This window comes from Nocardioides korecus, from assembly GCF_054778395.1.
The window spans coordinates 133,795-158,829 of record NZ_BAAGZO010000009.1; the positions used below are offsets into that span (position 1 = coordinate 133,795).

24 protein-coding genes and 1 riboswitch are annotated in these 25,035 nt (G+C 71.8%); of the genes, 16 read left to right on the top strand and 8 right to left on the bottom strand.

What is annotated here, in order from left to right; all coding sequences use genetic code 11:
• The first annotated feature begins 3 nt into the window (after positions 1-3).
• The 10 genes from ACYVDA_RS17580 to ACYVDA_RS17625 all read left to right on the top strand — a co-directional run bounded on the left by ACYVDA_RS17580 (position 4) and on the right by ACYVDA_RS17625 (position 9,848).
• Positions 4-1,170 (top strand): AAA family ATPase, encoded by a 1,167-nt coding sequence (locus ACYVDA_RS17580; RefSeq protein WP_460819754.1) that lies wholly within the window; start codon positions 4-6, stop codon positions 1,168-1,170.
• On the top strand, positions 1,167-2,831 hold the full coding sequence (locus ACYVDA_RS17585; protein ID WP_460819755.1) for a CpaF family protein: 1,665 nt from the start codon (positions 1,167-1,169) through the stop codon (positions 2,829-2,831). The genes ACYVDA_RS17580 and ACYVDA_RS17585 overlap by 4 nt, the downstream gene beginning before the upstream one ends.
• Entirely contained in the window at positions 2,828-4,792 is a 1,965-nt protein-coding gene (locus ACYVDA_RS17590; RefSeq protein ID WP_460819756.1) for a type II secretion system F family protein, read from the top strand. The genes ACYVDA_RS17585 and ACYVDA_RS17590 overlap by 4 nt, the downstream gene beginning before the upstream one ends.
• Positions 4,792-5,730 carry a type II secretion system F family protein gene (locus tag ACYVDA_RS17595; protein ID WP_460819757.1) on the top strand — a complete coding sequence of 313 codons (939 nt, stop codon included), beginning with the start codon at positions 4,792-4,794 and terminating at the stop codon, positions 5,728-5,730. Before ACYVDA_RS17590 ends, ACYVDA_RS17595 begins: the two co-directional genes overlap by 1 nt.
• Entirely contained in the window at positions 5,727-7,250 is a 1,524-nt protein-coding gene (locus tag ACYVDA_RS17600; RefSeq protein WP_460819758.1) for a sensor histidine kinase, read from the top strand. Before ACYVDA_RS17595 ends, ACYVDA_RS17600 begins: the two co-directional genes overlap by 4 nt.
• 41 nt (positions 7,251-7,291) lie before the next feature.
• A complete protein-coding gene (locus tag ACYVDA_RS17605) occupies positions 7,292-7,927 on the top strand; it encodes a response regulator transcription factor (RefSeq protein WP_460819759.1) in 636 nt (211 codons plus the stop codon).
• A gap of 148 nt (positions 7,928-8,075) precedes the next feature.
• Positions 8,076-8,285 carry a Flp family type IVb pilin gene (locus tag ACYVDA_RS17610; RefSeq protein WP_460819760.1) on the top strand — a complete coding sequence of 70 codons (210 nt, stop codon included), beginning with the start codon at positions 8,076-8,078 and terminating at the stop codon, positions 8,283-8,285.
• Between the two features lie 317 nt (positions 8,286-8,602).
• A complete protein-coding gene (locus tag ACYVDA_RS17615; protein ID WP_460819761.1) occupies positions 8,603-8,812 on the top strand; it encodes a Flp family type IVb pilin in 210 nt (69 codons plus the stop codon).
• Between the two features lie 261 nt (positions 8,813-9,073).
• Positions 9,074-9,277, top strand: coding sequence for a Flp family type IVb pilin (locus ACYVDA_RS17620; protein ID WP_460819762.1), 204 nt, complete (start codon positions 9,074-9,076; stop codon positions 9,275-9,277).
• A gap of 361 nt (positions 9,278-9,638) precedes the next feature.
• A complete protein-coding gene (locus tag ACYVDA_RS17625; protein WP_460819764.1) occupies positions 9,639-9,848 on the top strand; it encodes a Flp family type IVb pilin in 210 nt (69 codons plus the stop codon).
• Between the two features lie 114 nt (positions 9,849-9,962).
• Here the strand turns inward: ACYVDA_RS17625 and ACYVDA_RS17630 are convergent, their stop codons facing one another.
• The 4 genes from ACYVDA_RS17630 to ACYVDA_RS17645 form a co-directional block, all read right to left on the bottom strand.
• Positions 9,963-11,282 (bottom strand): M48 family metallopeptidase, encoded by a 1,320-nt coding sequence (locus ACYVDA_RS17630; protein WP_460819766.1) that lies wholly within the window; start codon positions 11,280-11,282, stop codon positions 9,963-9,965.
• A gap of 4 nt (positions 11,283-11,286) precedes the next feature.
• Entirely contained in the window at positions 11,287-12,510 is a 1,224-nt protein-coding gene (locus ACYVDA_RS17635; RefSeq protein ID WP_460819767.1) for a hypothetical protein, read from the bottom strand.
• Between the two features lie 79 nt (positions 12,511-12,589).
• Positions 12,590-13,594 (bottom strand): C40 family peptidase, encoded by a 1,005-nt coding sequence (locus ACYVDA_RS17640; RefSeq protein WP_460819768.1) that lies wholly within the window; start codon positions 13,592-13,594, stop codon positions 12,590-12,592.
• Between the two features lie 12 nt (positions 13,595-13,606).
• Positions 13,607-13,784: riboswitch (cyclic di-AMP (ydaO/yuaA leader) on the bottom strand.
• Between the two features lie 117 nt (positions 13,785-13,901).
• Positions 13,902-14,108, bottom strand: a complete 207-nt coding sequence (locus ACYVDA_RS17645) for a hypothetical protein (RefSeq protein ID WP_460819770.1) — start codon at positions 14,106-14,108, stop codon at positions 13,902-13,904.
• A 151-nt stretch (positions 14,109-14,259) separates the two neighbouring features.
• On the opposite strand from ACYVDA_RS17645, the gene ACYVDA_RS17650 reads away from it, so the two are divergent.
• Together ACYVDA_RS17650 and ACYVDA_RS17655 are read left to right on the top strand one after the other, a co-directional pair.
• Positions 14,260-16,011: a DEDD exonuclease domain-containing protein gene (locus ACYVDA_RS17650; protein ID WP_460819771.1), complete on the top strand. Its 1,752-nt coding sequence runs from the start codon at positions 14,260-14,262 to the stop codon at positions 16,009-16,011.
• A gap of 62 nt (positions 16,012-16,073) precedes the next feature.
• Positions 16,074-16,352: an Lrp/AsnC family transcriptional regulator gene (locus tag ACYVDA_RS17655; RefSeq protein ID WP_460819772.1), complete on the top strand. Its 279-nt coding sequence runs from the start codon at positions 16,074-16,076 to the stop codon at positions 16,350-16,352.
• A gap of 16 nt (positions 16,353-16,368) precedes the next feature.
• Here the strand turns inward: ACYVDA_RS17655 and trpD are convergent, their stop codons facing one another.
• Genes trpD through ACYVDA_RS17670 form a run of 3 tightly spaced genes read right to left on the bottom strand, consistent with a single transcriptional unit; the run spans position 16,369 to position 18,742 of the window.
• A complete protein-coding gene (trpD, locus tag ACYVDA_RS17660) occupies positions 16,369-17,394 on the bottom strand; it encodes an anthranilate phosphoribosyltransferase (protein WP_460819773.1) in 1,026 nt (341 codons plus the stop codon).
• Between the two features lie 18 nt (positions 17,395-17,412).
• Positions 17,413-17,820, bottom strand: coding sequence for an Rv3143 family two-component system response regulator (locus tag ACYVDA_RS17665; protein WP_460819774.1), 408 nt, complete (start codon positions 17,818-17,820; stop codon positions 17,413-17,415).
• 10 nt (positions 17,821-17,830) lie between these two features.
• Positions 17,831-18,742: a cytochrome c oxidase assembly protein gene (locus ACYVDA_RS17670; protein ID WP_460819775.1), complete on the bottom strand. Its 912-nt coding sequence runs from the start codon at positions 18,740-18,742 to the stop codon at positions 17,831-17,833.
• 81 nt (positions 18,743-18,823) lie between these two features.
• On the opposite strand from ACYVDA_RS17670, the gene ctaE reads away from it, so the two are divergent.
• Genes ctaE through qcrB form a run of 4 tightly spaced genes read left to right on the top strand, consistent with a single transcriptional unit; the run spans position 18,824 to position 23,142 of the window.
• On the top strand, positions 18,824-19,462 hold the full coding sequence (ctaE, locus tag ACYVDA_RS17675) for an aa3-type cytochrome oxidase subunit III (protein WP_460819776.1): 639 nt from the start codon (positions 18,824-18,826) through the stop codon (positions 19,460-19,462).
• A 26-nt stretch (positions 19,463-19,488) separates the two neighbouring features.
• Positions 19,489-20,352: a cytochrome bc1 complex diheme cytochrome c subunit gene (qcrC, locus tag ACYVDA_RS17680; protein WP_460819777.1), complete on the top strand. Its 864-nt coding sequence runs from the start codon at positions 19,489-19,491 to the stop codon at positions 20,350-20,352.
• Between the two features lie 2 nt (positions 20,353-20,354).
• A complete protein-coding gene (gene qcrA / locus ACYVDA_RS17685) occupies positions 20,355-21,404 on the top strand; it encodes a cytochrome bc1 complex Rieske iron-sulfur subunit (protein WP_460819778.1) in 1,050 nt (349 codons plus the stop codon).
• On the top strand, positions 21,391-23,142 hold the full coding sequence (qcrB, locus tag ACYVDA_RS17690; RefSeq protein WP_460819779.1) for a cytochrome bc1 complex cytochrome b subunit: 1,752 nt from the start codon (positions 21,391-21,393) through the stop codon (positions 23,140-23,142). Before qcrA ends, qcrB begins: the two co-directional genes overlap by 14 nt.
• A 606-nt stretch (positions 23,143-23,748) precedes the next feature.
• Here the strand turns inward: qcrB and ACYVDA_RS17695 are convergent.
• Positions 23,749-24,816, bottom strand: coding sequence for a L,D-transpeptidase (locus ACYVDA_RS17695; protein WP_460819780.1), 1,068 nt, complete (start codon positions 24,814-24,816; stop codon positions 23,749-23,751).
• Positions 24,817-25,035: the final 219 nt, after the last annotated feature.

Below are 25,035 nucleotides of genomic sequence, written 5' to 3' on the forward strand. Positions count from 1 at the left end.
CCGATGCCCCTCCTCGTCGAGCCCGACACCACCACCGCCGGTGTCCTGGCTGCCGCACTCCCCGCGGGCTCGCACGTCGTCGCCCGCGGTGAGGAGGCCCACGGGTGGCTCAGCGGCCGCGGCGACTACGTCCTCGTCCTCGGTCCGACCCTGGACCTGGTCACCGCGACCGGCCTGGCCGAGGCGGTCCGCCTGACGCACCCGGCCACCGCCGTGGTGCTGCTGCGCCACGACCTGGCCCCCGAGGTCTACGCCCAGGCGATGGCCTCGGGCATCGGCGCCGTCGTCGCCGCCGACGACCACGCGGGCCTCGGAGCGGCCCTCGCCCGGGCCAAGCAGGCCTACGAGGCCCTGCACGGCGGACCGGCCGCGGACCGCGAGGGACGCGTCCTGACCGTGTTCTCCCCCAAGGGCGGCGTGGGCAAGACGACGATGTCGGTCAACCTCGGGCTCGCCCTCACCCGGCTCGGCGCCCAGGTCTGCGTGCTGGACCTCGACCTCGCCTTCGGCGACGTGGCCATCACCCTGCAGCTGATCCCCTCGCACACGATCGCCGACGCCGCCGACTCCGAGGCCGACCTCGACGACGCCCTGCTGCAGTCGCTGCTGACCCGTCACACCAGCGGCCTGTCCATCCTCGCCGCCCCCACCCACCCGGAGGGCCGCGACCGCATCCCCGCCTCGCTCGTGCGCCGGGTGGTGCAGATCCTGCGGGCCCGGTTCGACTTCGTGGTGATCGACACCCCGCCGGGGTTCGACGACCAGGTCCTCGGCGCCTTCGACGAGACCGACGAGTGCGTCGTGGTGGCCACCCTGGACGTGCCCACGGTCAAGAACACCAAGGTGGCCCTGGAGACCCTGGACCTGCTGCACCTGCTGCGCGACCACCGCCACCTGGTCCTGAACCGGGCCGACGACGAGGTGGGCCTCTCGATCGCCCACGTCGAGGACATCTTGTCCTGCAAGGTCGCCGCCGCGCTGCCGAGCTCGTTGGCGGTGGCCTCGGCCACCAACCACGGCGACCCGATCGTGGCCTCCAAGCCGGACCACCCGGTGTCGCTGGCCATCACCGCGCTGGCCCGCGAGCTGATGGGCAGCGAGGCCGACCTGGCCAGCGCCCCGACCAAGCGCGGGCTGTTCGGCCGGTCCCGCAAGAAGGTGGCCCGATGAGCAGCCTCAGCGACCGGCTCGCCGCGCTCAACCGGCACCGCGAGGGCGGCCCGACCACCCCCGACCCCGCCCTCGCCGGGGCGGCCGCCGGGGGCGCACCCCCCGTCCCCACGACCACGCCCGCGACGCTGGCCGCCGCACCTGCGGTCGCCGCCCTGGCGACCCCGCCGGCTCCCCCGGGCGACGGACTCGCGCACGACCGGGGTGCCCGCACGGAGGTCGGCACCGAGCCCGACCCCACCGGCGCCACGGCCGACCGGCCCGAGGCCCGCACGACGGCCCGCGAGACCCCCGGCGCCGCGACCTCGGACCCCCGGCCGGGCGCGCAGCGAGCGGCCTCCCCCGGCAACGGCCCCTCGGCCAGCCAGCGCATCGAGGCAGCCAAGGACCGGTTCACCGACCTCAAGGAGAGCGTCCACACCGAGCTCCTCCAGCAGCTCGGACCGCAGCTCTACGACTCCACGATGGACGTCGTCGAGCTGGAGACGCGGGTGCGCGCCGTCCTCGCCGACGTGCTCGCGGGCACCAACCGACCGCTCACCCGCGCCGACCGCGAGCGGATCACCCAGGACATCTCCGACGACATCCTCGGGCTGGGGCCGATCGAGACCTACCTGCGCGACGACGACGTCGCCGAGGTGATGGTCAACGGACCCTTCGACATCTGGCTCGAGCGCAAGGGCAAGCTGGTCAAGGTCGACGGGACCTTCAAGGACGAGGCCCACCTGCGTCGCACGATCGACAAGATCGTCTCCCGGATCGGACGACGCGTCGACGAGTCCTCCCCGATGGTCGACGCCCGCCTGCCCGACGGCAGCCGCGTGAACGCGGTCGTGCCGCCCCTGGCCATCGACGGCAGCTCCCTGACGATCCGCAAGTTCGCCAAGGACCCGCTGACGGTGCGGGACCTGATCCGCTTCGGCTCGCTGAGCGAGAGCACCGCCGACTTCCTCGACGCCTGCGTGCGCGGACGCCTCAACGTCGTGGTCTCCGGCGGCACCGGTGCCGGCAAGACCACCACGCTGAACGTGCTGTCCTCCTTCATCCCCTCCGACGAGCGCATCGTCACCATCGAGGACGCCGCCGAGCTCCAGCTCAAGCAGGACCACGTCGTGCGCCTGGAGTCCCGTCCGGCCAACATCGAGGGCAAGGGCGCGGTCACCATCCGCGACCTGGTCCGCAACTCCCTGCGCATGCGGCCCGACCGCATCGTCGTGGGCGAGGTCCGCGACTCCTCGGCCCTGGACATGCTCCAGGCCATGAACACCGGCCACGACGGCTCGATCTGCACCGTCCACTCCAACGGTCCCCGCGACACCTGCTCCCGCCTGGAGACGCTGGTCCTGATGGCCGGCATGGACCTGCCCGTGCGCGCCATCCGCGAGCAGGTGGCGGCCGCGGTCGACCTGATCGTCCACCAGGCCCGTCTCAAGGACGGCACCCGCCGGATCACCCACGTGACCGAGGTCGAGCGGATGGAGGGCGACATCATCACGCTCCAGGACATCTTCCTGTTCGACAACTCCGCCGGGTTCGACGCCGACGGCAAGTCCATGGGCTCGTTGCGCGCCACCGGCCTGCGGCCGAAGTTCCTGGAGAAGATGGCCCACAACAACGTGAGCGTCGACCCCCGCGTGTTCTCCACCCGGGAGTTCCGGTGAGGGTCCCGCCGCTCCGGCGCACAGCGGCAGGGTTCTCCCTCGTCGTCCTCGGCGCGCTCGCCACCCTCGGCCCGACCGCGACCGCGGCGGACCAGGCCGCCGGCGCCAGCATCGACCACGCCCAGCCGGGCTCGGGCTCGGTCCGGCTGCTGGTCTCGGTGCCGCCGACCGGCACCGTCGACATGTCCGGCGTGAAGGTCGTGCTGGGCGGCAAGCCCGTGGCGGCGAAGGCCGCGAGCGCGGCCTCCAGCAACGCAGTCCGGCGTACGACCATCCTGGCCGTCGACACCAGCGACAGCATGCGCGGTCCGCGCATCGCGGCCGCCAAGAAGGCCGCCACCACCTTCCTCGCCACCGTCCCCGCCAACGTCGAGGTCGGGGTCGTGACCTTCGACGACCGGGTGCGGGTCCTCGTGCCGCCCACCCTCGACCGCGGCGCCGCCCGCACGGCCGTGGACGGGGTCACCCTGACCCGCAACACCGCCCTGTACGCCGGGGTGCTGGGCGCCGTGAAGGCGGCCGGCAGCTCGACCGGCCAGCGCTCGGTGCTCGTCCTGTCCGACGGCAAGGACACCACCTCGACCTCGCTGGTCGACACCGCCAAGGCGGTCAAGGCCTCCGGCGTCAACCTCGACGTGGTCTCCCTCGAGCAGGGCGACCAGGCCAACCAGACGCTCACCATCCTGGCCGCCTCGGGCCGGGGCCGGGTGATCAGCGCGGCCAACCCGGCCGCCCTGACCACGGCCTTCGCCGGCGAGGCCGACGCCCTGGCCCGCCAGCTGGTCGTGACCGCGACCGTGCCCGCAGGGTCCGCCACGAGCGCCGACGTCCGGGTCAGCGTGCCGCTCGACACCGGCACCGTGTCGGCCCAGGCCTACCTGCCGGTGCGTGCCGCCGCGCCGGTCAAGCGCGCGGCGGCCAGTGCCCCCGTGCCCGTCACGGCCCAGGGGCTGCACGGCCTGGTCATCCCCCAGGTGGCCGTCTTCGCCGGCGTGGGCGCCATGGGGCTGGGCGTGGTCGGCGTGCTGCTGACGCTGGCCATGGCCGGGCCCAAGCTGAGCAAGGAAGCAGCCATCGCGGAGCAGATGAAGGCCTACGGCGTCTTCACCGCGGGCGGCGACGGCAGCGGCTCGCGCACGGGGGTCGAGAGCCCGTCGTCGATCGCCGACCAGGCGCGCCAGGCGGCGCAGCGCGCCCTGGCCAGCAACGCCTCGCTCGAGGCCAAGATCGCCGCCCGGCTGGAGGGCGCCGGCATGGCGCTCAAGCCGGCCGAGTGGTTGCTCGTCCACGCCGGCGTCACGGTCGTGGCCGGGCTGTTCGGGCTGCTGGTCTCGGGCGGCAGCATCCTCGGCGCTCTGCTGGGGATCCTGCTGGGTGCCGTCGGCGGCTGGGTCTACCTGGGCCGCAAGCGCTCCAAGCGGCTCAAGGCGTTCTCGACCGGCTTGGCCGACACCCTCCAGCTGATGTCGGGCAGCCTCTCGGCGGGCCTGTCGCTGGCCCAGTCGATCGACACGATCGTCAAGGAGGGCGGCGAGCCGATCAGCGGCGAGCTCAAGCGCGTCATCGTCGAGAGCCGGCTCGGGGTCCCGATCGAGGACTCGCTCGAGGGCGTGGCCAAGCGCATGGAGAGCCGCGACTTCGAGTGGGTGGTGATGGCGATCAAGATCCAGCGCGAGGTGGGCGGCAACCTGGCCGAGCTGCTGCTGACGGTCGCGGCGACCCTGCGCGAGCGGGAGTACCTGCGCCGGCACGTGCGTGCCCTCTCCGCGGAGGGCCGGCTCTCGGCGTACATCCTGGGCGGCCTGCCGCCGGTGTTCCTGATCTACCTGACCCTGAGCAAGCCGCTCTACGTGCACCCGCTCTTCTCCACCCCGATCGGGTGGGTCCTGTGCGTGGGCATGGCGATCCTGCTCGGGGTCGGCGTCCTGTGGATGTCCAAGGTCGCGAAGGTGGACGTCTGATGACCACCGTGGTGCTCCTGGTCGGCGTGGGCCTGATCTTCGCGGCGCTGTTCGTGATGACCGCCCTGGTCGGTGGGCTCACCCGCGAGCAGACCGGCGTGAACCGGTCGCTCGCGGTGCTGGAGGCCCTGACCTCGGCGCCCGAGGAGATGCAGGACGAGCTCGACCTGCCCTTCTCCGACCGCGTGCTCTTCCCGCTGCTCACCCGGGCGCAGGGCATCGGTCGACGGTTCACCCCCCACGACGCCAACGACCGCATCCGGGAGAAGCTCGAGCAGGCCGGCAACCCCGCCGGCTGGACCGTCGAGCGCGTGATGTCGGGCAAGGTGGTCGGCTTCGCAGCGGCCCTGGTCGTGGCGCTGCTGCTGTCGCTGCTGATGGGGCTGTCGTTCCCCGTCACCCTGCTCTTCGTCGTGGGTGCCTCGCTGGCGGGCTACCACGCGCCCAACATGTTCCTCTACCAGAAGGCGCACGACCGCGCCGAGCAGCTCCAGCGGGCCCTGCCGGACGCCATCGACCTGCTCACGATCTCGGTGGAGTCGGGTCTCGGCTTCGACGCCGCGGTGTCCCAGGTCGCCCGCAACACCGAGGGCCCCCTGGCCGAGGAGTTCCAGCGCATGCTCCAGGAGATGCAGATCGGCCGCGGTCGGTCCGAGGCCCTGCGCGGGCTGGCCGAGCGCACGAGCCTGCCCGACCTCCGGTCCTTCGTCAGCGCGATGGTGCAGGCCGACGCCTTCGGCATCCCGGTGGGTCAGGTCCTGCGGGTGCAGTCGACCGAGATCCGCACCAAGCGCCGCCAGTGGGCCGAGGAGATGGCCCAGAAGGTCCCCGTCAAGATCCTGGTCCCGCTGATCTTCTGCATCCTGCCGTGCCTGTTCATCGCGGTCCTGGGGCCGGCCGGCATCTCGATCATGAACAACTTCTCAGGGATGAAGTGACCGAGCTGACCCGGGTGGCCGTCGCCGCCCGCGTCTTCACCCTCGCCACCCTCACCTCCCTGGCCGCGCTGGCGGGCCCGGACTACCTCGTGGGTGCCCTGGCCCTCCTGGTCGTGGCGCTCACGGCGCTCCTGCTGTCGTGGAGGACGCCCTGGCCCCAGTGGACGATCGCGGTCGTCGAGGGGTTCGCCGTGGCCGTGGTCGCCGGTGTGGGGCACCCGCACGAGGCGACGGTGGTCCCCTACCTGGTCATCCCCGCCCTGCTCGGGTCCCTCGACCTCGGCTGGCCCGGCCTGGTGCGGGTCGTGGTCCCGGAGTTCCTGACCCTGCTCGCCGTCTGGGTGGCGATGCCCCAGACCATCGACCGGGCGATGGCCTCGAACGCGCTCACGTGGCTGGCCACCGCGGTGGGCCTCGGGCTGCTCGGCCTGCGGGCCCGCCGCCCCGCCGCACCCGCGCCGGACAGCGAGGGCTCCTACCGCAGCGCGGTCGGGCTGATCCGCAGGCTCGAGGCGCTCTCGGGGCGGCTCACGGGCGGCCTGGACCCGGTCAGCATCGCCGAACGGGTCATGACCGAGGCCGCGGAGACGGTCCCGACCCGTGCCGCCGGGGTCTTCGTCCGCTCGCCCTCGGGCGCGATGGTCCCGGTCCGCTACAGCGCGGGGACCCAGGCCGGCGCGATGACCTGGGCCGAGGAGCTGTCGGCCCGCTGCTGGGAGTACGACGCCATGATGCTGCGCGAGCACCGCACGGCGATCCCGCTCTCCGCCAACGACGAGATGATCGCGGTCCTGGTGCTGGAGTCGCTCACCCCGGTCGACACCTCCGTCGCCGTCGACCTCCGGCGACGCCTGGGGCTGCACGCCGTGCAGCTGCAGGCCGCGCTGCTGTTCGGTCGGGTGCGCGACGCGGCCACCAGCCAGGAGCGGCAGCGGATCGCGCGCGAGGTGCACGACGGGATCGCCCAGGACGTGGCCTCCCTGGGCTACCTGGTGGACAACCTCGCCGCCGGCGCCCACGACCCCGTGCTCGAGCAGCAGCTGGGCGTGCTCCGCTCCGAGCTGACCCGCATCGTCACCGAGCTGCGGCACTCCATCTTCGACCTCCGGCACGAGATCGACGCCGGCGCCGGGCTGGGCGAGAGCCTCTCGGCGTACGCCAACCAGGTGAGCGCCACCTCCTCCATGGCCGTGCACGTGACCCTCGACGAGGACGGGCCCCGGCTCCCCGGCGACGTGGAGCTGGAGCTGCTGCGGATCGCCCAGGAGGCGATGGCCAACGCCCGCAAGCACGCCCGCGCCGACAACCTGTGGCTGCGGTGCACCGTGCGGTCGCCGTACGCCGAGATCGAGGTGTGCGACGACGGCACCAGGCCCCACGACCCGCGGCCCGACTCCCAGGGCCTGGCCATCATGCGCGAGCGCGCCCGCAGCGTGGGTGCGGACCTGCTCGTCGAGGCTCCGGAGCCGTCGGCGCCGGGCACGCGCGTCCTGGTCCGCGTCGGCTCCTCGCCCCGCTAGCCTCGTCCTGGAGGCCAGGCATCCCCCGCCTGCGGACCGTCATGACCACCGTGCTGCTGATCGACGACCACGAGCTCATCCGCCAGGGACTGGCAGGAGCCTTCGCCCGGGCCACCGGGTTCGAGGTGGTGGGACAGTCCGCCACGGTCACCGACGGACTGGCACGGGCGCACGAGCTGAGCCCCGACGTCGTGGTCACCGACGTCCGGCTGCCCGACGGCTCCGGTCTCGACCTCGTGCGCTCGCTGCGTCAGGAGAGCCGATCGATGGGCCTCGTCGTGCTCACGATGTACGCCGGGGACGAGCAGCTCTTCGCCGCCATGGACGCCGGCGCCTCCGCGTTCGTCGGCAAGGACTCGCCCACCGCCCACGTCCTCAGCGCCGCGCGCCAGGCCGCCACGGCCCCCCTGACCTTCGCCTGCGCCGACCTCCCGGCCGCGCTGCTGCGACGCCGCCGCACCTCGGCCCCGCGGTTGACCGATCGCGAGCGCCAGGTGCTCGACCTGCTCGCCGAGGGCCTCGGGGTGTCCGGGATCGCGAGCCGCCTCTTCCTCAGCGAGTCCACTGCCAAGAGCCACATCGGTCGCATCTACGACAAGCTCGGGGCCGCCAACCGAGCCCAGGCCCTGATGACGGCCATGCGCCTGGGTCTGATCGGGGAGTCCGCGGGCGGGTGACCACCCGAACGGACTACCTCAGAACCACCCGTGGCGACCAGAGGTTTTTCTGAAAAGGGGATGCCCCGGCTTGTCCGTTTTGCGACACTTGTTCCACGCAACCGTCGCAGCTCGGTCTGTCGGCCACTACATCCAAGGGGAAACCACCATGCTCGAGTTCTTCCGCTCCGCCACCGCCCGCCGCAACGACGACGGCGCCTCCGCCGTCGAGTACGGCCTGCTCGTCGCCGGCATCGCCGCCCTCATCGTCGCCGTCGTCTTCCTCTTCGGCGGCATGATCACCGGCATCTTCAACAACACCTGCGCCAAGGTCAACGCCGGCTCCGCCAGCTCCGCGACCACCACCGGCAACTGCTAGGCGACCGCCAGACCGCCCCTGCGTGACCCCGCACGCAGGGCCGAACCGCGGCCCTGACGTCACGGCCGAGCGACACCCACGCGACACATCGGGACCCGTGGTTCTTGACACCTCACGCGCCCGGTCCGGCACCCTCTCGCGGTGCCGGGCCGGGCGCGACCGCGTTCACGTCGGCCACCCCGGAGGACTACGGACAAATCACCCATCTGGGTCATGGCGAACCGACTGGACGTCCGATGTTCCGAATAGTCTGATTTAGGAGAGTTGTCTCACGCGGACCACAGGGTCGGCCGACTACTTCCCGAGGGGACACCACGATGCTCGAGTTCTTCCGCTCCGCCACCGTCCGCCGCAACGACGACGGCGCCTCCGCCGTCGAGTACGGCCTGCTCGTCGCCGGCATCGCCGCCCTCATCGTCGCCGTCGTCTTCCTCTTCGGCGGCATGATCACCGGCATCTTCAACAACACCTGCGGCAAGGTGAAGGCCGGCTCCGCCAGCACCGCCACCACCACCGGCACCTGCTGAGCTGGAGTCGTCGAGCACGCATCGATCGCCACCCGTCGCGCCCGGCGCGGTCACCTCTCGGTGGCCGGGCCGGGCGCGACTGCGTCTCCACCAGGAGGCACCCGCACCGACGACCTCCCGCCCCACGTGGACTAGCCCGAGATGACCCGGACGGACTACCCAGGTCTGACCGAACACCTAATGTCCATATTCGTCTGATTTGAGAGACTTATCCCAAGCGGGCCACCGGGGCTCGCCACCACCACCCGAGGGGACACCACCATGCTCGAGTTCTTCCGCTCCGCCACCGCCCGCCGCAACGACGACGGCGCCTCCGCCGTCGAGTACGGCCTGCTCGTCGCCGGCATCGCCGCCCTCATCGTCGCCGTCGTCTTCCTCTTCGGCGGCATGATCTCCGGCATCTTCAACAACACCTGCGGCACCATCGCGGGCAAGGGCACCGCCGCCGCCAACTCCAAGTGCTGACGACCTCACCCTCGCACGGGCACCTGCCGATCTCCCGGTAGGCCCTGCCACCACATCTCCTGCGCAACCACGTGCGCAGGACCCGGACGACGGCCCCTGGCCGACGTGGCCGAGCACCGCGTCGGCGACACCGGGGGGTGGTGGGTCGTCGTCCCTCGAGCCCGGTCCGCGTCACCTCACGGTGACCGGGCCGGGCTCGATCTCATGTGTGCCGAGTCCTTCCAAGGTGACTAATACATGCATCACCCACAGGGACTATTCACAATCAACCGGACACCTGATGTCGGGATTCGTCCGTTTTGAGAACGTTGTCCTAGCGGGTCACCAGGACACGCCCACCATCACCCGAGGGGACACCATCATGCTCGAGCTCTTTCGTTCCGCCACCGCCCGCCGCAACGACGACGGCGCCTCCGCCGTCGAGTACGGCCTCCTCGTCGCCGGCATCGCCGCCCTCATCGTCGCCGTCGTCTTCCTCTTCGGCGGCATGATCTCGGGCATCTTCTCGTCCACGTGCACCAAGGTCTCCACCAACAACGGGACCGCCACCAGCACGACGAAGTGCGCCTGACCTCGGTCCGACCCGGTCCCGGGCGGCCGTCGGCCTGACACCAGCCGGCCCCGTCCCTCGAGCCCGGTCCGCGTCACCTCACGGTGACCGGGCCGGGCTCGACCGCGTCCTGGGTCACCGCCGTGCTCGCGCCACCTGCTCCACCCCTCGGGCCAGCCCCACCCGCTCCAGCGCGGTGGGGTGGGACCCGAACCAGAACTGGCTCCACGCCGGCGGCTCCGGGTCGGCCAGCGACCGGGCCGCCAGGCCCGCCTGGATCCGCTCGAAGCCGCGGTAGTCGCCCGTCGCCGCCAGCGACGCCCGGTCGGCGCGCGCCTCGATCGCACGGCTGATCGTGTTCTCGACCGGGCTCGCCAACAGCGTGCCCATCGCCACCAGTGCGAGCACGAGGGCCGCGACCTCGGGCTCCCCCACCCCCTCGACGCCACTGCGCCGCAGCACCCGACGCCGACCGAGCACGACGCCCGCCAGCCCGCTGGCGACCAGCACGCCGGCGGCCCCCAGCGCGGTGCCGAGCACGACGTCCTGGTGGCGGGCGTGCCCGAGCTCGTGGGCGACCACGACCAGCGTCTCGCGCTGCGGGACGTCCTCGACCAGGGTGTCGTAGAGCACGACCCGCCGCGTGCTGCCGAAGCCGGAGACGTAGGCGTTCAGCGTCGTCGTACGCCGGGACGCGTCCGCCACGAGCACCTCGGAGACCGGCACGTGCTCGCGAGCCGCCAGCTCCAGGATGCGCGTGCGCAACGGACCGGCCGGCAGCGGCGTGAAGTGGTTGAACAGCGGCTCGACCAGGACCGGGTAGGCCCACGAGCCCAGCACCGTCAGCAGGGCCCCGGCGACTCCCGTCCACAGCGGCCAGCGACGCGGGGAGCGGCGCGCCGTGCCCACCACCAGCAGCACCACCAGCGCGGCGATCACCCACGTCACCAGCAGCGACGACGCCTGGTCCTGGAGCCAGCCCGCGAGGGGCTGCCGGGTGAGGCCGTAGTCCAGGGCGTGCTGCCGCGCCCGCACCCCGAACGGCAGCGTGGCCAGGGTGCCGGCGGCGGTGAGGAGCCCGGCGCCCAGGGTCGCCCGGACCCACCACGGTCCCGGCAGCACCCGCACGACCCGGGCCCCCAGGCGCGTCAGCCCCAGCACCAGCGCGACCGCCAGCGAGACGACCAGGGAGGCCCAGCCGAGGTGTCGCTGGAGCGAGGAGTAGGCCTCGCCGCGGCTGATCTGCCGCTCGCTGAAGACCTCGCGTGCCGGCACGGGGACCACGTGACCGCCGGGCACCCACGACCACGGCACCAGCAGACCCGCGAGCACCGCCAGCACGACGGCGCCCACCCCGACCAGGCACCAGGACAACCGGACCGACGTCGCGGTCGCGGGCGGACGGGCGCCCCGGGGCGTGTCGTCGGAGGGTGGGGCAGGGGCAGGTGCGGACACCCGGTCAGCGTGCCACGCGAGCCTGGCGCGCCAGGGCCGACGTGTCCGCGCGCCACCCCGTCACGAAGCTCGCCTGGGTGGTGCCCAGCACGGTGCGGAACGCGCGCGCGACCGGCTCGCCGCCGCTGACCGCGTCGTAGAAGCGGACCATCCCGGCGTTGCCGAACCGCTGCCCGAGGAAGCGGCAGGCCAGCCACGCCTCCTCGTAGGTCGCCCCCAGGCCGGTGGCGGTCGGGGCGAGATCGGCGCGGGTGGGCAGGCCGTCCGGCGGTCCGTCGCGGCGCACGCGGGCGAGGATCTGCGAGGCGGCGGTCTGGACCCCGATGCCGGTCCCGCGCAGCGCCACGTAGTCGGCGAAGCCCTCGAGCAGCCAGGTGGGCATGCTGACGAAGGTCGCGCCGGTGGCGACGTGGGTCGCCTCGTGGCTCATCACGACCTGCGCCCCCCGCTGCTCCAGACGGCCGAACACGTCAGGGTTGAGGAACACCCGGACCGGCGACCCGGGCGTGAGGGTCCCGTCCTCGGTGGTGGTCACGCCTGCGATGTCGTCGTAGGTGTTCGACGAGTCGTGGAGCGCGGTGTCCAGCTGGTCGCGCGTGCGCGGGACCTCGACCACCAACGGCCCCTTCCAGGCGGGCAGCGTGCGACGGACCTGACGGAGGGCCCGGGCGACCAGGGTCGGGTAGCGGCCGGCGTCCGGTCCCGCGACGGCCAGCAGCGTGCCCGGTGTGTGCCGGACCGCGAGGCCCGTCTGCAGCCAGAGCGGCGTACGGGCTCCGTCGCCCCCGAAGGACGCCACCAGCGCGCGGCCACCCCGAGGGACGAACACCGCGGACGTGTCCATGCTGGCCGTGCGCCGGTCGACGCCGGCGAAGCGGTAGGAGAGCTCGATGGTCCCGCGCCAGGCGCCATCGCCGAGGGCCGCCTGCTGGGAGGCCGACAGGGGCGCCGCGTCGTCGACGTACCGCAGCGCGACGTCACGCACGCGGAGCTGCTGGGCGTTGCGGCCCAGCGAGGTCAGCAGCGCGGCCGACCCCGGTGCGGCCACGGCGGCCGCCGCCCGGGACGAGCCGGCGGCGAAGGCGTTCTCCAGGGCGTCGAGCGCGGCCTGGGCGGGGCCGGAGTGGTCCGGCTGCGCGGTCGTCGACGGGCGCGGGGGCGCGAGGTCGGTCTCGCTCGAGCAGGCCGGGAGCAGGCACAGCACGGCGAGGAGCGCCGAGAGGGGCACGAGGGCCCGTCGGCGCAGGAGCCCACCCGGTGGGCGTGCCGAGGCGCCCGCCCCGGTGGGACGGGCGCCTCGAGGTGACTCAGCCGGGACGGACCGCACCGACGTACGGCATGTCGTGGAGACCGGAGATCTTCACACCGGTGCCCGGGTTGAGCGCGTTCACGATCTTGCCGTTGCCGATGTACATCCCGACGTGGCTGATCCCGCTGTAGTAGAACACCAGGTCGCCGGGCTGCAGCTCGCTCTCCGAGATGTGCCGGCCGGTGTTGTACTGCGCCGCGGCGTTGTGCGGCAGCGAGACGCCGGCCTGCGACCAGGCGGCCATCGTGAGGCCGGAGCAGTCGAAGGCGCTCGGGCCCGAGGCACCCCAGACGTAGGCCTTGCCGACCTGCGCCAGGGCGTAGGCCACGGCGGGCCCGTGGGCCACGACGGCCTTCTGCTGGGCCTCCTCGGCCTTCTTGCGAGCGGCCTCGGCCGCCTGCTGCTCGAGGGTGCTCACCCGAGCCTGCGCGGCACTCGCGCCGGCGCTGGCCGACGTGGCCTGGCGCTGGAGCGTGGCCTCACGCGCCGCCAGCCGCGTGACCTGCACGGTCGCGCCCGCCTCGCGGGTGGCGAGCTCGGCGATCGACTCGGTGGTGCTGGCGATCCGCTCGGTGCGGCCACCGGTGTCCTCGCTGACGGCCGCGACGCCGGTCAGCAGGGTCGTGGAGCCCGGGGTCTTGAGGACCGGGGGCGTCGCCGGGTCGGAGGTGCCGCCGGCGGACTGGTAGCCGTCCACGGCCATCGACGCGATCTCGGACTGCAGGCGCGTCACCACGCGCTTGCTGCGCGCGATCGAGGTGTCGATGCCCTTGAGGCGCTTGCGGGCCTGGGTCAGCGAGGTCTCGACCGCCTGGTGACGACCTCGGGCGAGGTCGGCCTGGTGGGACAGGGTGGCGGCGCGCGACTTGGCGGCGCCGATGGAGCTGGTGTCGGGAGCTGCGGAGGCCGGGCTCACCGAGGCGATGGAGAGTCCACCGATGGTGAGGGTGACGGCGAGTCCTGCAGTCGTGCGGGCAAACGGGTGGCTGTGACCGGCGCTCAAGAGAGGTCGGGCTCCTCTTTGTCTGGACGCCTACCAGGTGAGCTGACGGGTTCGGGCCCAAAGAAAGCCCTACCGGTCCTGCCGCCACTGTGGTGGCGAGCGAGGTCCGGATTCACCCCAGGAACGTTGGGTCCCCGGCTCCGAACGGTCGCATCCGAGGGCGACCGGTCAGACTCGGCGCGGCCTCCGAGTGCACCTTGTGGTGCCCTGGTCCGGAGGCCAATAGCGCCTCACACTAGGCGTGGGTCGCCCCGACGCCAAACCTCGTCCCGCTCCATGCGTGTGCGTTTCGCCACACCCGAGGCCCTCACGCCGACTCCACGGCGGGTCCCGCGACCGGGGTCACCATGCGCAGCGGAGGCACCAGCCCGGAGTCCGCGAGCACCGAGAGCGCCTGCTGCTCCTCGGCGTCGAAGCCGAGCTCGGGAGGGGGGCCGAGCAGGACGGTGACCACGCAGTCGTGGCACGACAGGCCTCGGACGAGGCAGGTGTCGCAGTCGATGCGGACGCTCATGGGGATCTCCTTGCGGTGGGTGACGGCAGGAGCAGGGGAAGGCCGTCGGGGGTGCGGGTCGAGCAGTGCCACGACTCCAGCAGCGACCACCGACAAGACCTCTCGGCCGCGTCTCCACGGTCGTGTCGGTGGGGGTGCCTACGGTCGTCCCATGAGCAGGTGGTCGGCACAGATGAGCTTCGACGAGCTGGGGCGCGCCCTGCGCGACGTCACCTTCTGCGTGGTCGACCTCGAGACCACCGGCGCCTCGGTCCAGGGCGGTGCCGGCATCACCGAGATCGGCGCCGTGAAGGTCCGCGGGGGCGAGGTCCTGGGCGAGTTCCAGACCCTGGTGAACCCCCGTGCCCAGATCCCCGCCTTCATCGCGGTGCTCACCGGGATCACCAACTCCATGGTCGCCACCGCCCCGTCGATCGACGTGGCCCTGCCCGCGTTCCTGGAGTTCGCACGCGGGTGCGTCCTGGTCGCCCACAACGCCCCCTTCGACATCGGGTTCCTCAAGCACTTCACCGCCGAGCAGGGCCGCGACTGGCCGGCCTTCGAGGTGGTCGACACCGCCCGGCTGGCCCGCCGCGTCGTGACCCGCGACGACGCGCCCAACTGCAAGCTGAGCTCGCTCGCGGTCGCCTTCGGCTCCGCGACGACCCCCGACCACCGGGCCCTGTCGGACGCCCGCGCCACGGTCGACGTGCTCCACGGGCTGATGGAGCGCCTGGGGGGTCTCGGGGTGCACACGCTCGAGGAGCTCCAGACCTTCACCTCGCGGGTCGCCCCGGCCGTGCGCCGCAAGCGGCACCTGGCCGAGCACCTCCCGCACTCCCCCGGGGTCTACCTGTTCCGCGACGAGCAGCAGCGCGTCCTCTACGTGGGCACCTCGCGGGACCTGCGCACCCGGGTGCGCAGCTACTTCACCGCCTCGGAGCAGCGCTCCCGGATGGGCGAGATGGTCGGGCTGGCCGCGTCGGTCACCGGCATCGAGTGCGCCACCCCTCTCGAGGCCGGCGTGCGCGAGCTGCGGCTGATCGCCGCGCACGAGCCGCGCTACAACCGGCGCAGCCGGCGGTCGGGCAAGGTCCACTGGCTCAAGCTCACCGTCGAGCCGTGGCCCCGCCTCTCCCTGGTGCGCCAGGTGGTCGAGGACGGCGCCGACTACCTGGGGCCGTTCGCGTCGCGCCGCGCGGCCGAGACCTGCCTCGCGGCGCTCCACGAGACCTTCCCGATCCGGCAGTGCAGCGGGCGGCTGCCCCTGGTGCCCACCCGCTCGGCCTGCGTCCTGGCGGAGCTGGGGCGGTGCGCCTCACCGTGCGACGGGTCCTCCTCGGTGGAGCACTACGCGGAGGTCGTCGCCCGGGTCCGGTCCTCCCTCACCGAGCGGCCCGACGAGGTGGTGGAGGTGATCGCGGCGCGGATGGACGCCCTGGCCGCCGGCGAGCGCTTCGAGGAGGCCGGGACCCACCGCGACCGCCTGGCCGCGTTCCTCCGGGCGGCCTCGCGCACCCAGCGGCTCGGCTCGTTGGCCTCGTGCAGCGAGCTCGTCGCCGCGCGACGCGAGGACGACCGCCGGTGGGCCGTCCACGTCGTGCGCCACGGCCGACTGGCCGCGGCCGGGGTGATCCCCCCCGACGCCCACGCCGGCGAGTGGGTCCGCCAGCTGCGCGAGTCCGCCGAGACGGTCACCGGCGGGCCCGGGCCGACGCCGGCGGCGACGGCCGCGGAGTCCGAGCAGATCCTGCGCTGGCTCGAGCAACCCGGGGTGCGCCTGGTGCACGTCGAGGGTGAGTGGGTGTGCCCGCTGGCCGGGGCCCAGCGGCACCTCGCGGTCCACGACGCCGTCGAGACCTCCCGGGCCTCCCTGGTGCCCTTCGACGAGCGCCGTCCGCTGGCCACCGTGCACCAGCCCTGACGGCCCTCATCACCGGCTCGCGGCGGCCCCGGGAGGACGACCGTGGCGGTACGTTGACCCGCATGATCACCGCCATCTCCTTCGTCAAGGCCGACGTCGCCCGCATCCCCGAGGTCGCGGAGGCGATCGCCGCCGTCGACGGCGTCAGCGAGGTCTACAGCGTCACCGGGCAGATCGACCTGATCGCCCTGGTCCGGGTGCGCGAGCACGAGGACGTCGCGCGCGTGATCGCCGACAACGTGAACAAGGTCGACGGCGTGCTGGCCACCGAGACCCACATCGCCTTCCGCACCTTCTCCAAGCACGACCTGGAGTCCGCGTTCTCGCTCGGCCTGGACTGAGGTCCGAGCGCGGCCGCTAGCGGGTCGCGGCGACCCAACGCTCGAGGAGCGCCCGCGAGGCGCCGGAGTCCACCGACTCCTCCGCGCGCGCCAGGCCGGCGGCGAGGCGCTCGAGCAGGGTCCCCGGGCCGGCCTCGTGCACGGCCAGCGCCGCGGCGGCGTTGAGGAGCACCGCGTCGCGCACCGGTCCGCGCTCGCCCGCCACCAGTCGGCGCACGACCTCCGCGTTGTACGCCGCGTCGCCCCCGCGCAGCGCCTCCGCGGTCCCCCGGGCCAGGCCGAGGTCCGACGGATCCACGGTGTGCGCGACGACGTCGCCCTCGGTGACCTCGAAGACCTGCGAGGTCGTCGTCGTGGTCAGCTCGTCGAGCCCGTCGTCCCCGCGGAACACCCACGCGTCGACGCCTCGCCGGGCGAAGACGCCGGCCATCACCGGGGCCATCCGCAGGTCGGCGCACCCGATCGCCTGGGCGTCGGGTCGGGCGGGGTTGGCCAGCGGGCCCAGGAAGTTGAAGGTCGTGCCGATGCCGAGCTCGCGACGCGGGACGGCCGCGTGCCGCATGGCGGGGTGGAACGCGGCGGCGAAGCAGAAGGTGATCCCCACCTCCTCGGCCAGCCGGCCCACCTCGCCCACCGGCAGGTCCAGCCGGATGCCGAGCTCCTCGAGCACGTCGGCGCTGCCGGACCTCGAGGACGCCGAGCGGCTGCCGTGCTTGACCACGGTGACCCCGGCCCCCGCGGCGACGATCGCGGCCATCGTCGAGATGTTCACCGAGTTCGACCGGTCCGCGCCGGTGCCCACGACGTCGAGGACGCGCCCCGGCACCGCGAGCGGGGCGGCTCGGGCGTACATCGCCTCCACGAGACCGTCCACCTCGTCGACCGTCTCGCCCTTGCTGCGCAGCGCGACGGCGAAGCCGGCGATCTGGCTGGGCGTGGCCAGGCCCGCGAGGATCTCGCCCATCGCCCAGGTGGTCTGCTCGGAGGTGAGGTCGTGCCCCGCGACCAGCGGCTCGAGGACGTCGGGCCAGGTCAGGGCCATCACAGGGCCATCAGACGGTCAGGTCCGCGCCGGCAGGCGCGGGCGCAGCAAGGTGATGACGGCCTCGGCCAGCTCGACGGGGTCCAACGGGTGCGCCACGGCGGCGTCGGCCCGCGACCAGGTGGCCAGCCAGTTGTCCTGCACCCGGCCGGTCAGCACCAGCAGCGGCGGGCAGCGGAAGATCTCGTCCTTGAGCTGCTTGGCGATCCCCAGCCCGCCGGCGGGCGCCGCCTCGCCGTCGAGGATGGCGAGGTCGATCGCGCCCGAGTCCATCTGCTGGATCACGACCGGCTCGGTCGCGACCTCGACGTACTCCAGCTCGGGGAGGTCGGGGTGGGGCCGCGGCCCGAGGGCCAGCACGACCTGCTGTCGCGTGTCGACGTCGTCGCTGTAGACGAGCACCTTCAGGGGGGCGGTCTGGCTCACCCGGGGGATGCTACCGGGTGGCTCCGGTCCCGTCGGCCACGCGCCGCGCGTCCCGCGCCGCCGTCTGCTCCAGCCGGTCCAGGCGGCGGTCCTCGCGCTTGGCCTCGGCCATCGAGGACCGCACCCACTGCACGAACAGCACCGCGAACAGGCTCAGCCCGATGGCGTCGCCGGAGCTCCACAGGATGCCCCCGGCCAGGTGCTGGTCGGCGGCCGGCGAGGGCAGCCACGGCATCGAGGCGTGGAGGTCGGGGTACCAGCGACCACCGATCAGCTGGACCTGACCCATGATCGTGACGCCCAGGAAGGCGTGGAACGGCAGCGTCATCACCAGCAGCAGCATCCGGAAGGGGTAGGCGACCCGCCCGGGGACCGGGTCTACGCCCAGGATCGGGGTGAAGAACAGCGCCCCCACGACCACGAGGTGCACGTGCATCAGCTCGTGGAGGAGGTCCGAGCGCAGCGTGGCGTCGTACCACCCGGTCATGTAGAGCGCCCACGGGCTGAGCACGTAGAGCCCGAAGGTCAGCGGGGCGAAGGTCAGCACCCGGGAGAACCGCGAGTGCAGGACGGCGAGCAGCCATCTGCGCGGACGGCGCGGCAGCGTGCGCAGCGCCAGGGTCACGGGCGCGCCCAGCGCGCAGAACAGCGGCACCACCATCGACAGGATCATGTGCTGGACCATGTGCACGCTCAGGAGCGTGTCGTCGTACGCCGCCAGGCCCGAGCAGGTCGCGAACAGGAACGACCCCAGACCGGCCACCACGAAGGCCACGGTGCGCCCCACGGGCCACCGGTCGCCGCGCTCGTACAGGCGCCAGACCCCGTAGAGGTAGAGGCCCGCTGCCCACGCCACCAGCACGAACAGCACCGGGGACAAGCCGGCCTGGGTGAAGACGGAGGACGGCGTGAAGGGGGGCACTGCTCCAGATTAGGTCGCCGTTCTCAGCAAAACACCGGGGGTAGGCACGCCTCCTACACAGGGTGGGGCAATAATGTCCCCGTGGCGACAGCAACGGCTATCCCGGCATCCCGACTCCACGGGCATCACGACCGACCCAGCATGGTCAGCGTCGGCACGATCGTGTGGCTCTCGAGCGAGCTGATGTTCTTCGCGGCGCTCTTCGCCGCCTACTTCACGATCCGATCGGTGAGCCCCGAGCTCTGGGCGCAGAACACCGAGAAGCTCAACGTCCCGTTCTCCTCGGTCAACACCACCATCCTGGTGCTGTCCTCGGTGACCTGCCAGCTCGGCGTGTTCAAGGCCGAGGACGGCATCGTCGGTCGCACCGGCAAGCTGTGGCAGTTCAAGCAGTGGGGTCTGCGCGAGTGGTTCGTGCTGACCTACGTCATGGGCTCCATCTTCATCGGTGGCCAGGCGTTCGAGTACGCCGAGCTCGTCCACGAGGGCGTGACCATCCCGTCGTCGGCGTACGGCACTGTCTTCTACCTCGCCACCGGGTTCCACGGCATCCACGTGACGGGCGGGCTGATCGCCTTCCTGTTCGTGCTCGGCCGCACCCTCATCGCGCGCAAGTTCACGCACGAGCAGGCCGTGACCGCGATCGTCGTGTCGTACTACTGGCACTTCGTCGACGTGGTCTGGATCGGCCTGTTCGCGACCGTCTACCTGATCAAGTAGCAACTGACCCCCGTAAGGACGCACTGGTGCGCATCCCCCGCACGATCTCTCACCGGATCTCCGGCCGTCTTTCCGCACGTCGTCGCAGCCGTTGGGCCGCGCCGCTCGTGCTCCTGCTGGCCCTCCTGACGACCGGCGGCCTCTACGCCGCGCTGGCCCCGGCCAACGCGGAGACCAAGACCTCGGACGCCGACATGGTGGCCAAGGGCAAGGCCCTGTTCCTCGTGGGCTGCTCCTCCTGCCACGGCAAGAACGCCGAGGGCATCCAGACCGAGCGGGGCAACCAGTACGGTCCCTCGCTCGTCGGCGTCGGCGCCGCCGCCGTCGACTTCCAGGTCGGCACCGGCCGGATGCCGATGGCCCAGCCGGGCACCCAGGCCGTCCGCAAGGCGCCGGTCTACGACAAGTCCGAGATCGCTGCCCTGGGGGCGTACGTCGCCTCGCTCGGCCCCGGCCCCTCGGTCCCCTCCACCTCGGAGTACTCCTCCAAGGGCGCCAGCAACGACGAGATCGTCCGCGGTGGCGAGTTCTTCCGCACCAACTGCACGGCGTGCCACAACTTCTCCGGCGCCGGTGGCGCCCTGCCCCGCGGCCGGTTCGCCCCGAGCCTGAAGGGCGTGTCCGAGAAGCACATCTACGAGGCCATGCTCACCGGCCCGCAGCAGATGCCGGTCTTCGCCGACAAGGTGCTCACCCCCCAGGACAAGCGCGACATCATCTCCTACCTGAAGAAGAACGAGCAGACCCCCAACTACGGCGGGTTCACGCTCGGTTCGCTGGGTCCGGTCACCGAGGGCATGGCCGCCTGGCTGGTCGGCATCGGTGGGCTGATCGGTGCCGCGGTCTGGATCGCGGCGCACTCCACCCGTTCCACCAGGAAGAAGGCCTGAGGATGAGTGACTCCAAGGACCTCAGCACGGTCGAGCCGGATCCGATCGCGGATCCCGGCCTGCCCGAGCACCTCCCCCGTCCCACCGACGTCGACGAGCACGCCGAGCGGCGTGCCGAGCGGCAGGTGGCGACCCTCTACACCGCGTCCGTGGTCTTCACGCTGCTGTTCTGCGTGTGCTACTTCGTGTTCAAGATCGGGGACAAGCCCTCGGTCGTCCTCGGCTTCGGCGCCTCCAACGTCACCCTGGGCCTGACCCTGGGCCTGGCGCTGCTGTGCATCGGCGTCGGAACCATCCAGTGGGCCCGCAAGCTGATGGCCGACACCGAGATGGTCGAGTACCGCCACCCCGCGGCCTCCTCCGCCGAGGACCGCGAGGAGACCCTGGCTGCGCTGTCGGCCGGGACCGAGGAGTCGGGCATCGCTCGCCGGCCCCTCATCCGCAACTCCCTCTTGGGCGCCCTCGGCGCCCTGGGTCTGCCGGCCATCGTCGCCCTGCGCGACCTGGGACCCCTCCCCGGCGACAAGCTCATGCACACCGTGTGGAAGAAGGGCATGCGGGTCGTCCAGGACGTCGACGGCTCGCCCATCAAGCCCGGTGACATGGAGGTCGGCCAGCTGGTCAACGGCGAGCCCGAGATCTTCTTCGCCAAGAAGGCCGACGGCGAGCCCGAGGTCGAGGGCGTCGAGCTCCAGGTCGAGAAGTCCAAGGCTGCGGTCATCATCGTGCGGATGCAGCCCGACGACATCAAGCCCGCCAAGGGCCGCGAGAACTGGGGTGTCGACGGCATCCTGTGCTACTCCAAGATCTGCACCCACGTCGGGTGCCCGATCTCCCTGTGGGAGCAGCAGACGCACCACCTGCTGTGCCCCTGCCACCAGTCCACCTTCGACCTCGCCGACAACGGCAAGGTCATCTTCGGTCCGGCCGCCCGTCACCTGCCGCAGCTGCCCATAGCTGTGGACGCCGAGGGTTACCTCGTCGCCACCAGTGACTTCACCGAGCCTGTCGGACCGAGCTTCTGGGAGCGGAACAACTATGAGCTCAAGTAACCCCTCCGTGGCGCGCACCAACGGGACCACCGCCGCCAAGGCAGACAAGCGATCCAAGGTCGGCGCCACCGCCGAGTGGGCCGACGAGCGCCTGGGCCTCGCGGGCCTGGCCAAGAAGAACCTCCGCAAGGTCTTCCCCGACCACTGGTCCTTCATGCTGGGCGAGATCGCCCTGTGGAGCTTCGTGGTCCTGCTGCTGACCGGCGTGTTCCTCACCCTGTGGTTCCGCCCGAGCATGGGCGAGGTCACCTACAACGGCTCCTACGACCAGCTGCGCGGCATCCAGATGTCGGAGGCCTACGCCTCCAGCCTGAACATCTCCTTCGACGTGCGCGCCGGTCTGCTGATGCGGCAGATGCACCACTGGGCCGCGATGATCTTCGTCGCCTCGATGATGATCCACATGCTCCGGGTGTTCTTCACCGGCGCCTTCCGCAAGCCGCGCGAGCTCAACTGGGTCATCGGCTCGGTGCTCCTGCTGCTCGGCACCCTCGAGGGCTTCACCGGCTACTCTCTGCCCGACGACCTGCTCTCGGGCACCGGCGTCCGTGCGGCGGACGGCTTCATGAAGGCCTCGCCGGTGATCGGCACCTACATGTCGTTCTTCCTCTTCGGTGGGGAGTTCCCGGGAGACTCGATCATCCCGCGGCTCTACACCGTCCACGTGCTGCTGATCCCGGGCATCCTGCTGGCCCTGATCGCGGCGCACATGCTGCTGCTCGTCTACCACAAGCACACGCAGTGGCCCGGACCCGGCCGCACGGAGCAGAACGTCGTCGGCTTCCCGATGCTGCCCGTGTACGCCGCCAAGGCCGGCGGGTTCTTCTTCGTGGTCTTCGGCGTCCTGGCCCTGATGGGCGGACTGCTCAGCATCAACCCGGTGTGGCGCTTCGGCCCCTACAACCCCGCCGAGGTCACCGCCGGCTCGCAGCCCGACTGGTACATGGGCTGGCCCGACGGCGCGCTGCGGATCATGCCGGGCTGGGAGACGCACCTCCTCGGGGTGACGATCTCGTGGAACATCATGATCCCGATCCTGATCCTGCCGCTGGCCTCGTGGGCGCTGCTGACGGCGCTGCCGTTCATCGACGCCTGGGTCACCGGGGACAAGCGTGAGCACCACCTGCTGGAGCGCCCGCGCAACGCCCCCACCCGCACGGCGATCATGGTCTCGCTGATGACCTTCTACGGCATCCTCTGGATGGCGGGCGGCAACGACATCATCGCCACCCACCTGCACCTGAGCATCAACCAGATCACCTACTTCAACCGGGTGATGGTGTTCGCAGGACCGGTCATCGCGTTCATCATCACCAAGCGGTGGTGCATCTCGCTGCAGCGTCACGACAACGAGACCCTGCTGCACGGCTACGAGAGCGGCATCATCATGCGCGACGCGCAGGGTGGCTACAGCGAGCGCCACGTGCCGCTCCCCCTGGAGCGCGCCTACACGCTGACCGCTCGTGACCGCGACGAGGTCTACGTGCCGGAGATCGAGACCGACGGGAACGGCGTCGTCTCCCCCACCGCGCGCAAGGACAAGGTCCGGGCCCGGCTGTCGATGCTCTGGTACGGCGACAACGTCCAGAAGCCGACCCACGCGGAGCTGGAGGAGGCGCACCACCACGCCGAGCTCGAGCACGCCCACGGAGCGGCCCTCGAGGGCAGCAGCGCGGACGGCCACCAGTTCGACGGCCGCACCGACGTCGCGGGCGACGAGCTCAGCAGCCGCCACTGACGCACCACCGGGCCGCCTCGGCGGCCCAGCCAGAACGGGCCCGGGAGCACCTGCTCCCGGGCCCGTTCTGCGTCCTCCGGCCGACGCTCCCCCAGGCGCAGTCCGCACGTGCACGCAATTGCCACACAAATGTGTGGCGAATGCATCGCCAGACCGCTCCGGAGGACGCAGTCGCTACACAAATGTGTGGCCACGACGCTCGCCCCCACGCTCGATGGCGGACGCATGACGACCCGGTCACCTCACAGAGGTGGCCGGGTCGTCGGAGACGCTGAGGTCAGCTGAAGATGAGTCGGCTTCGTAGGCGACGAAGGTCAGGTCCAGTCGCCGGAGCCGTTGGTGAGGTTGATCGTGCGGCTGTGGTGCCGGATCTACGTCGTCCGGCCGACGCGCCCTCACGAGCGGTCCTTGAGAGCACGCCGTACGGCCTCGGGGGCCCGTGGTGCATCCGCCACACAAATGTGTAGCGGATGCACCACCGGACCGCCTCCCGGCACGCAGTTGCTACACAAATGTGTGGCCACGCCGTACGTCCGCGTCCGACCCCGGACACACGACGACCCGGTCACCTCAGGGAGGTGACCAGGTCGTCGATCTCGCCTGTGGTCAGCTGAGGGCGGAGCCGGCCTTGTAGGCGGCGAAGGGCAGGTTCCAGTCGCCGAAGCCGTTGGTGAGGTCGGTGGTGCGGCTGGTGCCGGTGTACTGCACCACGTCGCCCATCTTGGACTGGTTGTAGAGCCACTCGGCGTTGGCCGTGCTCATGCCGGTGCAGCCGTGGGACACGTTGGAGTGGCCCTGCTGGCCCACCGACCACGGGGCGGCGTGGATGAACTCGCCCGAGTAGGTGACGCGCATGGCGTACTCGACGTTGGACAGGTCGTAGCCGTCGGCGCTGTTGGGGTCGATCCCGATGGTCTCGGAGTTCATCCGCTTGTGACGGAACTTCTCCACGATGACCTTGGTGCCCGAGCGGGTGGTGAAGTCGGGCTGACGGCCGGTGGTGATCGGGATGGTGCGGATCAGGCGGCCGTTGCGGAAGACCCGCATCTGGTCGCTGACCATGTCGACCTTGCTGACCATGGAGTCGCCGACGTGGAAGCCGCCGGAGCGGTTCTTCTGGCCGTAGATGCCGTTGCCGGCGGGCACGCCGCCGATGTCGGCGTTGATGGTGACGTCGGTGCCGGGCTTCCAGAAGTTCTTGGGACGCCAGTGCACCTCCTGGCTGCTGACCCAGTGGAAGGCGCCCGGCTGGGCCGGTCGGCTCGTCACCTTCAGGTGGCGCTCGATGGAGGCCCGGTCGGTCACGGGCACGTCGAAGCGGACGATCACCGGCATCCCGACCCCGACGGTCTGGTGGCCGAGCGGCACGATGCTCGGGAAGGTCTGCTCGTCGAGGCTCAGCTTGCGGGTGGTGAAGGTGGAGCGGTAGTCCTTGGTCACGCCGTCGGCGTCGACCGCGGTGCTGACGACCGTGTACGCCGTCCCGGGCTTGAGGGGCACGGTGGACCGCCAGCGGGTCTTGCCGGCCACGAAACGGCCCTGCACGGGCGCACCGGCCGCCGTGACGGCCACCTTCTCGAACGTGCCGCTGGCGACGCTGAGACGCAGCGTGCGGCCCAGGTCGACCGAGGGGGCGCCGGACCGGATGTTGCTGACCACCTTCGCCGTCGACACGGCGGCCTTCTGCTCGCCACCACCCGAGCGCGAGGTCGGCGACGCCGCTCCCCCGCCGGCGCTGTTGGGCGTGAGCGAGCAGGCGCTGAGCGCACTGAGGCCCACAGCGGCGACAGCGAGGGAGAAGCGAGGACGGTTCGAGAACACGGTGGCTCCACAGGACGACAGCAAAGAGACCTGGTCAGGCTAACAACCGCACCCAGGAGCGGGCACCCGTCG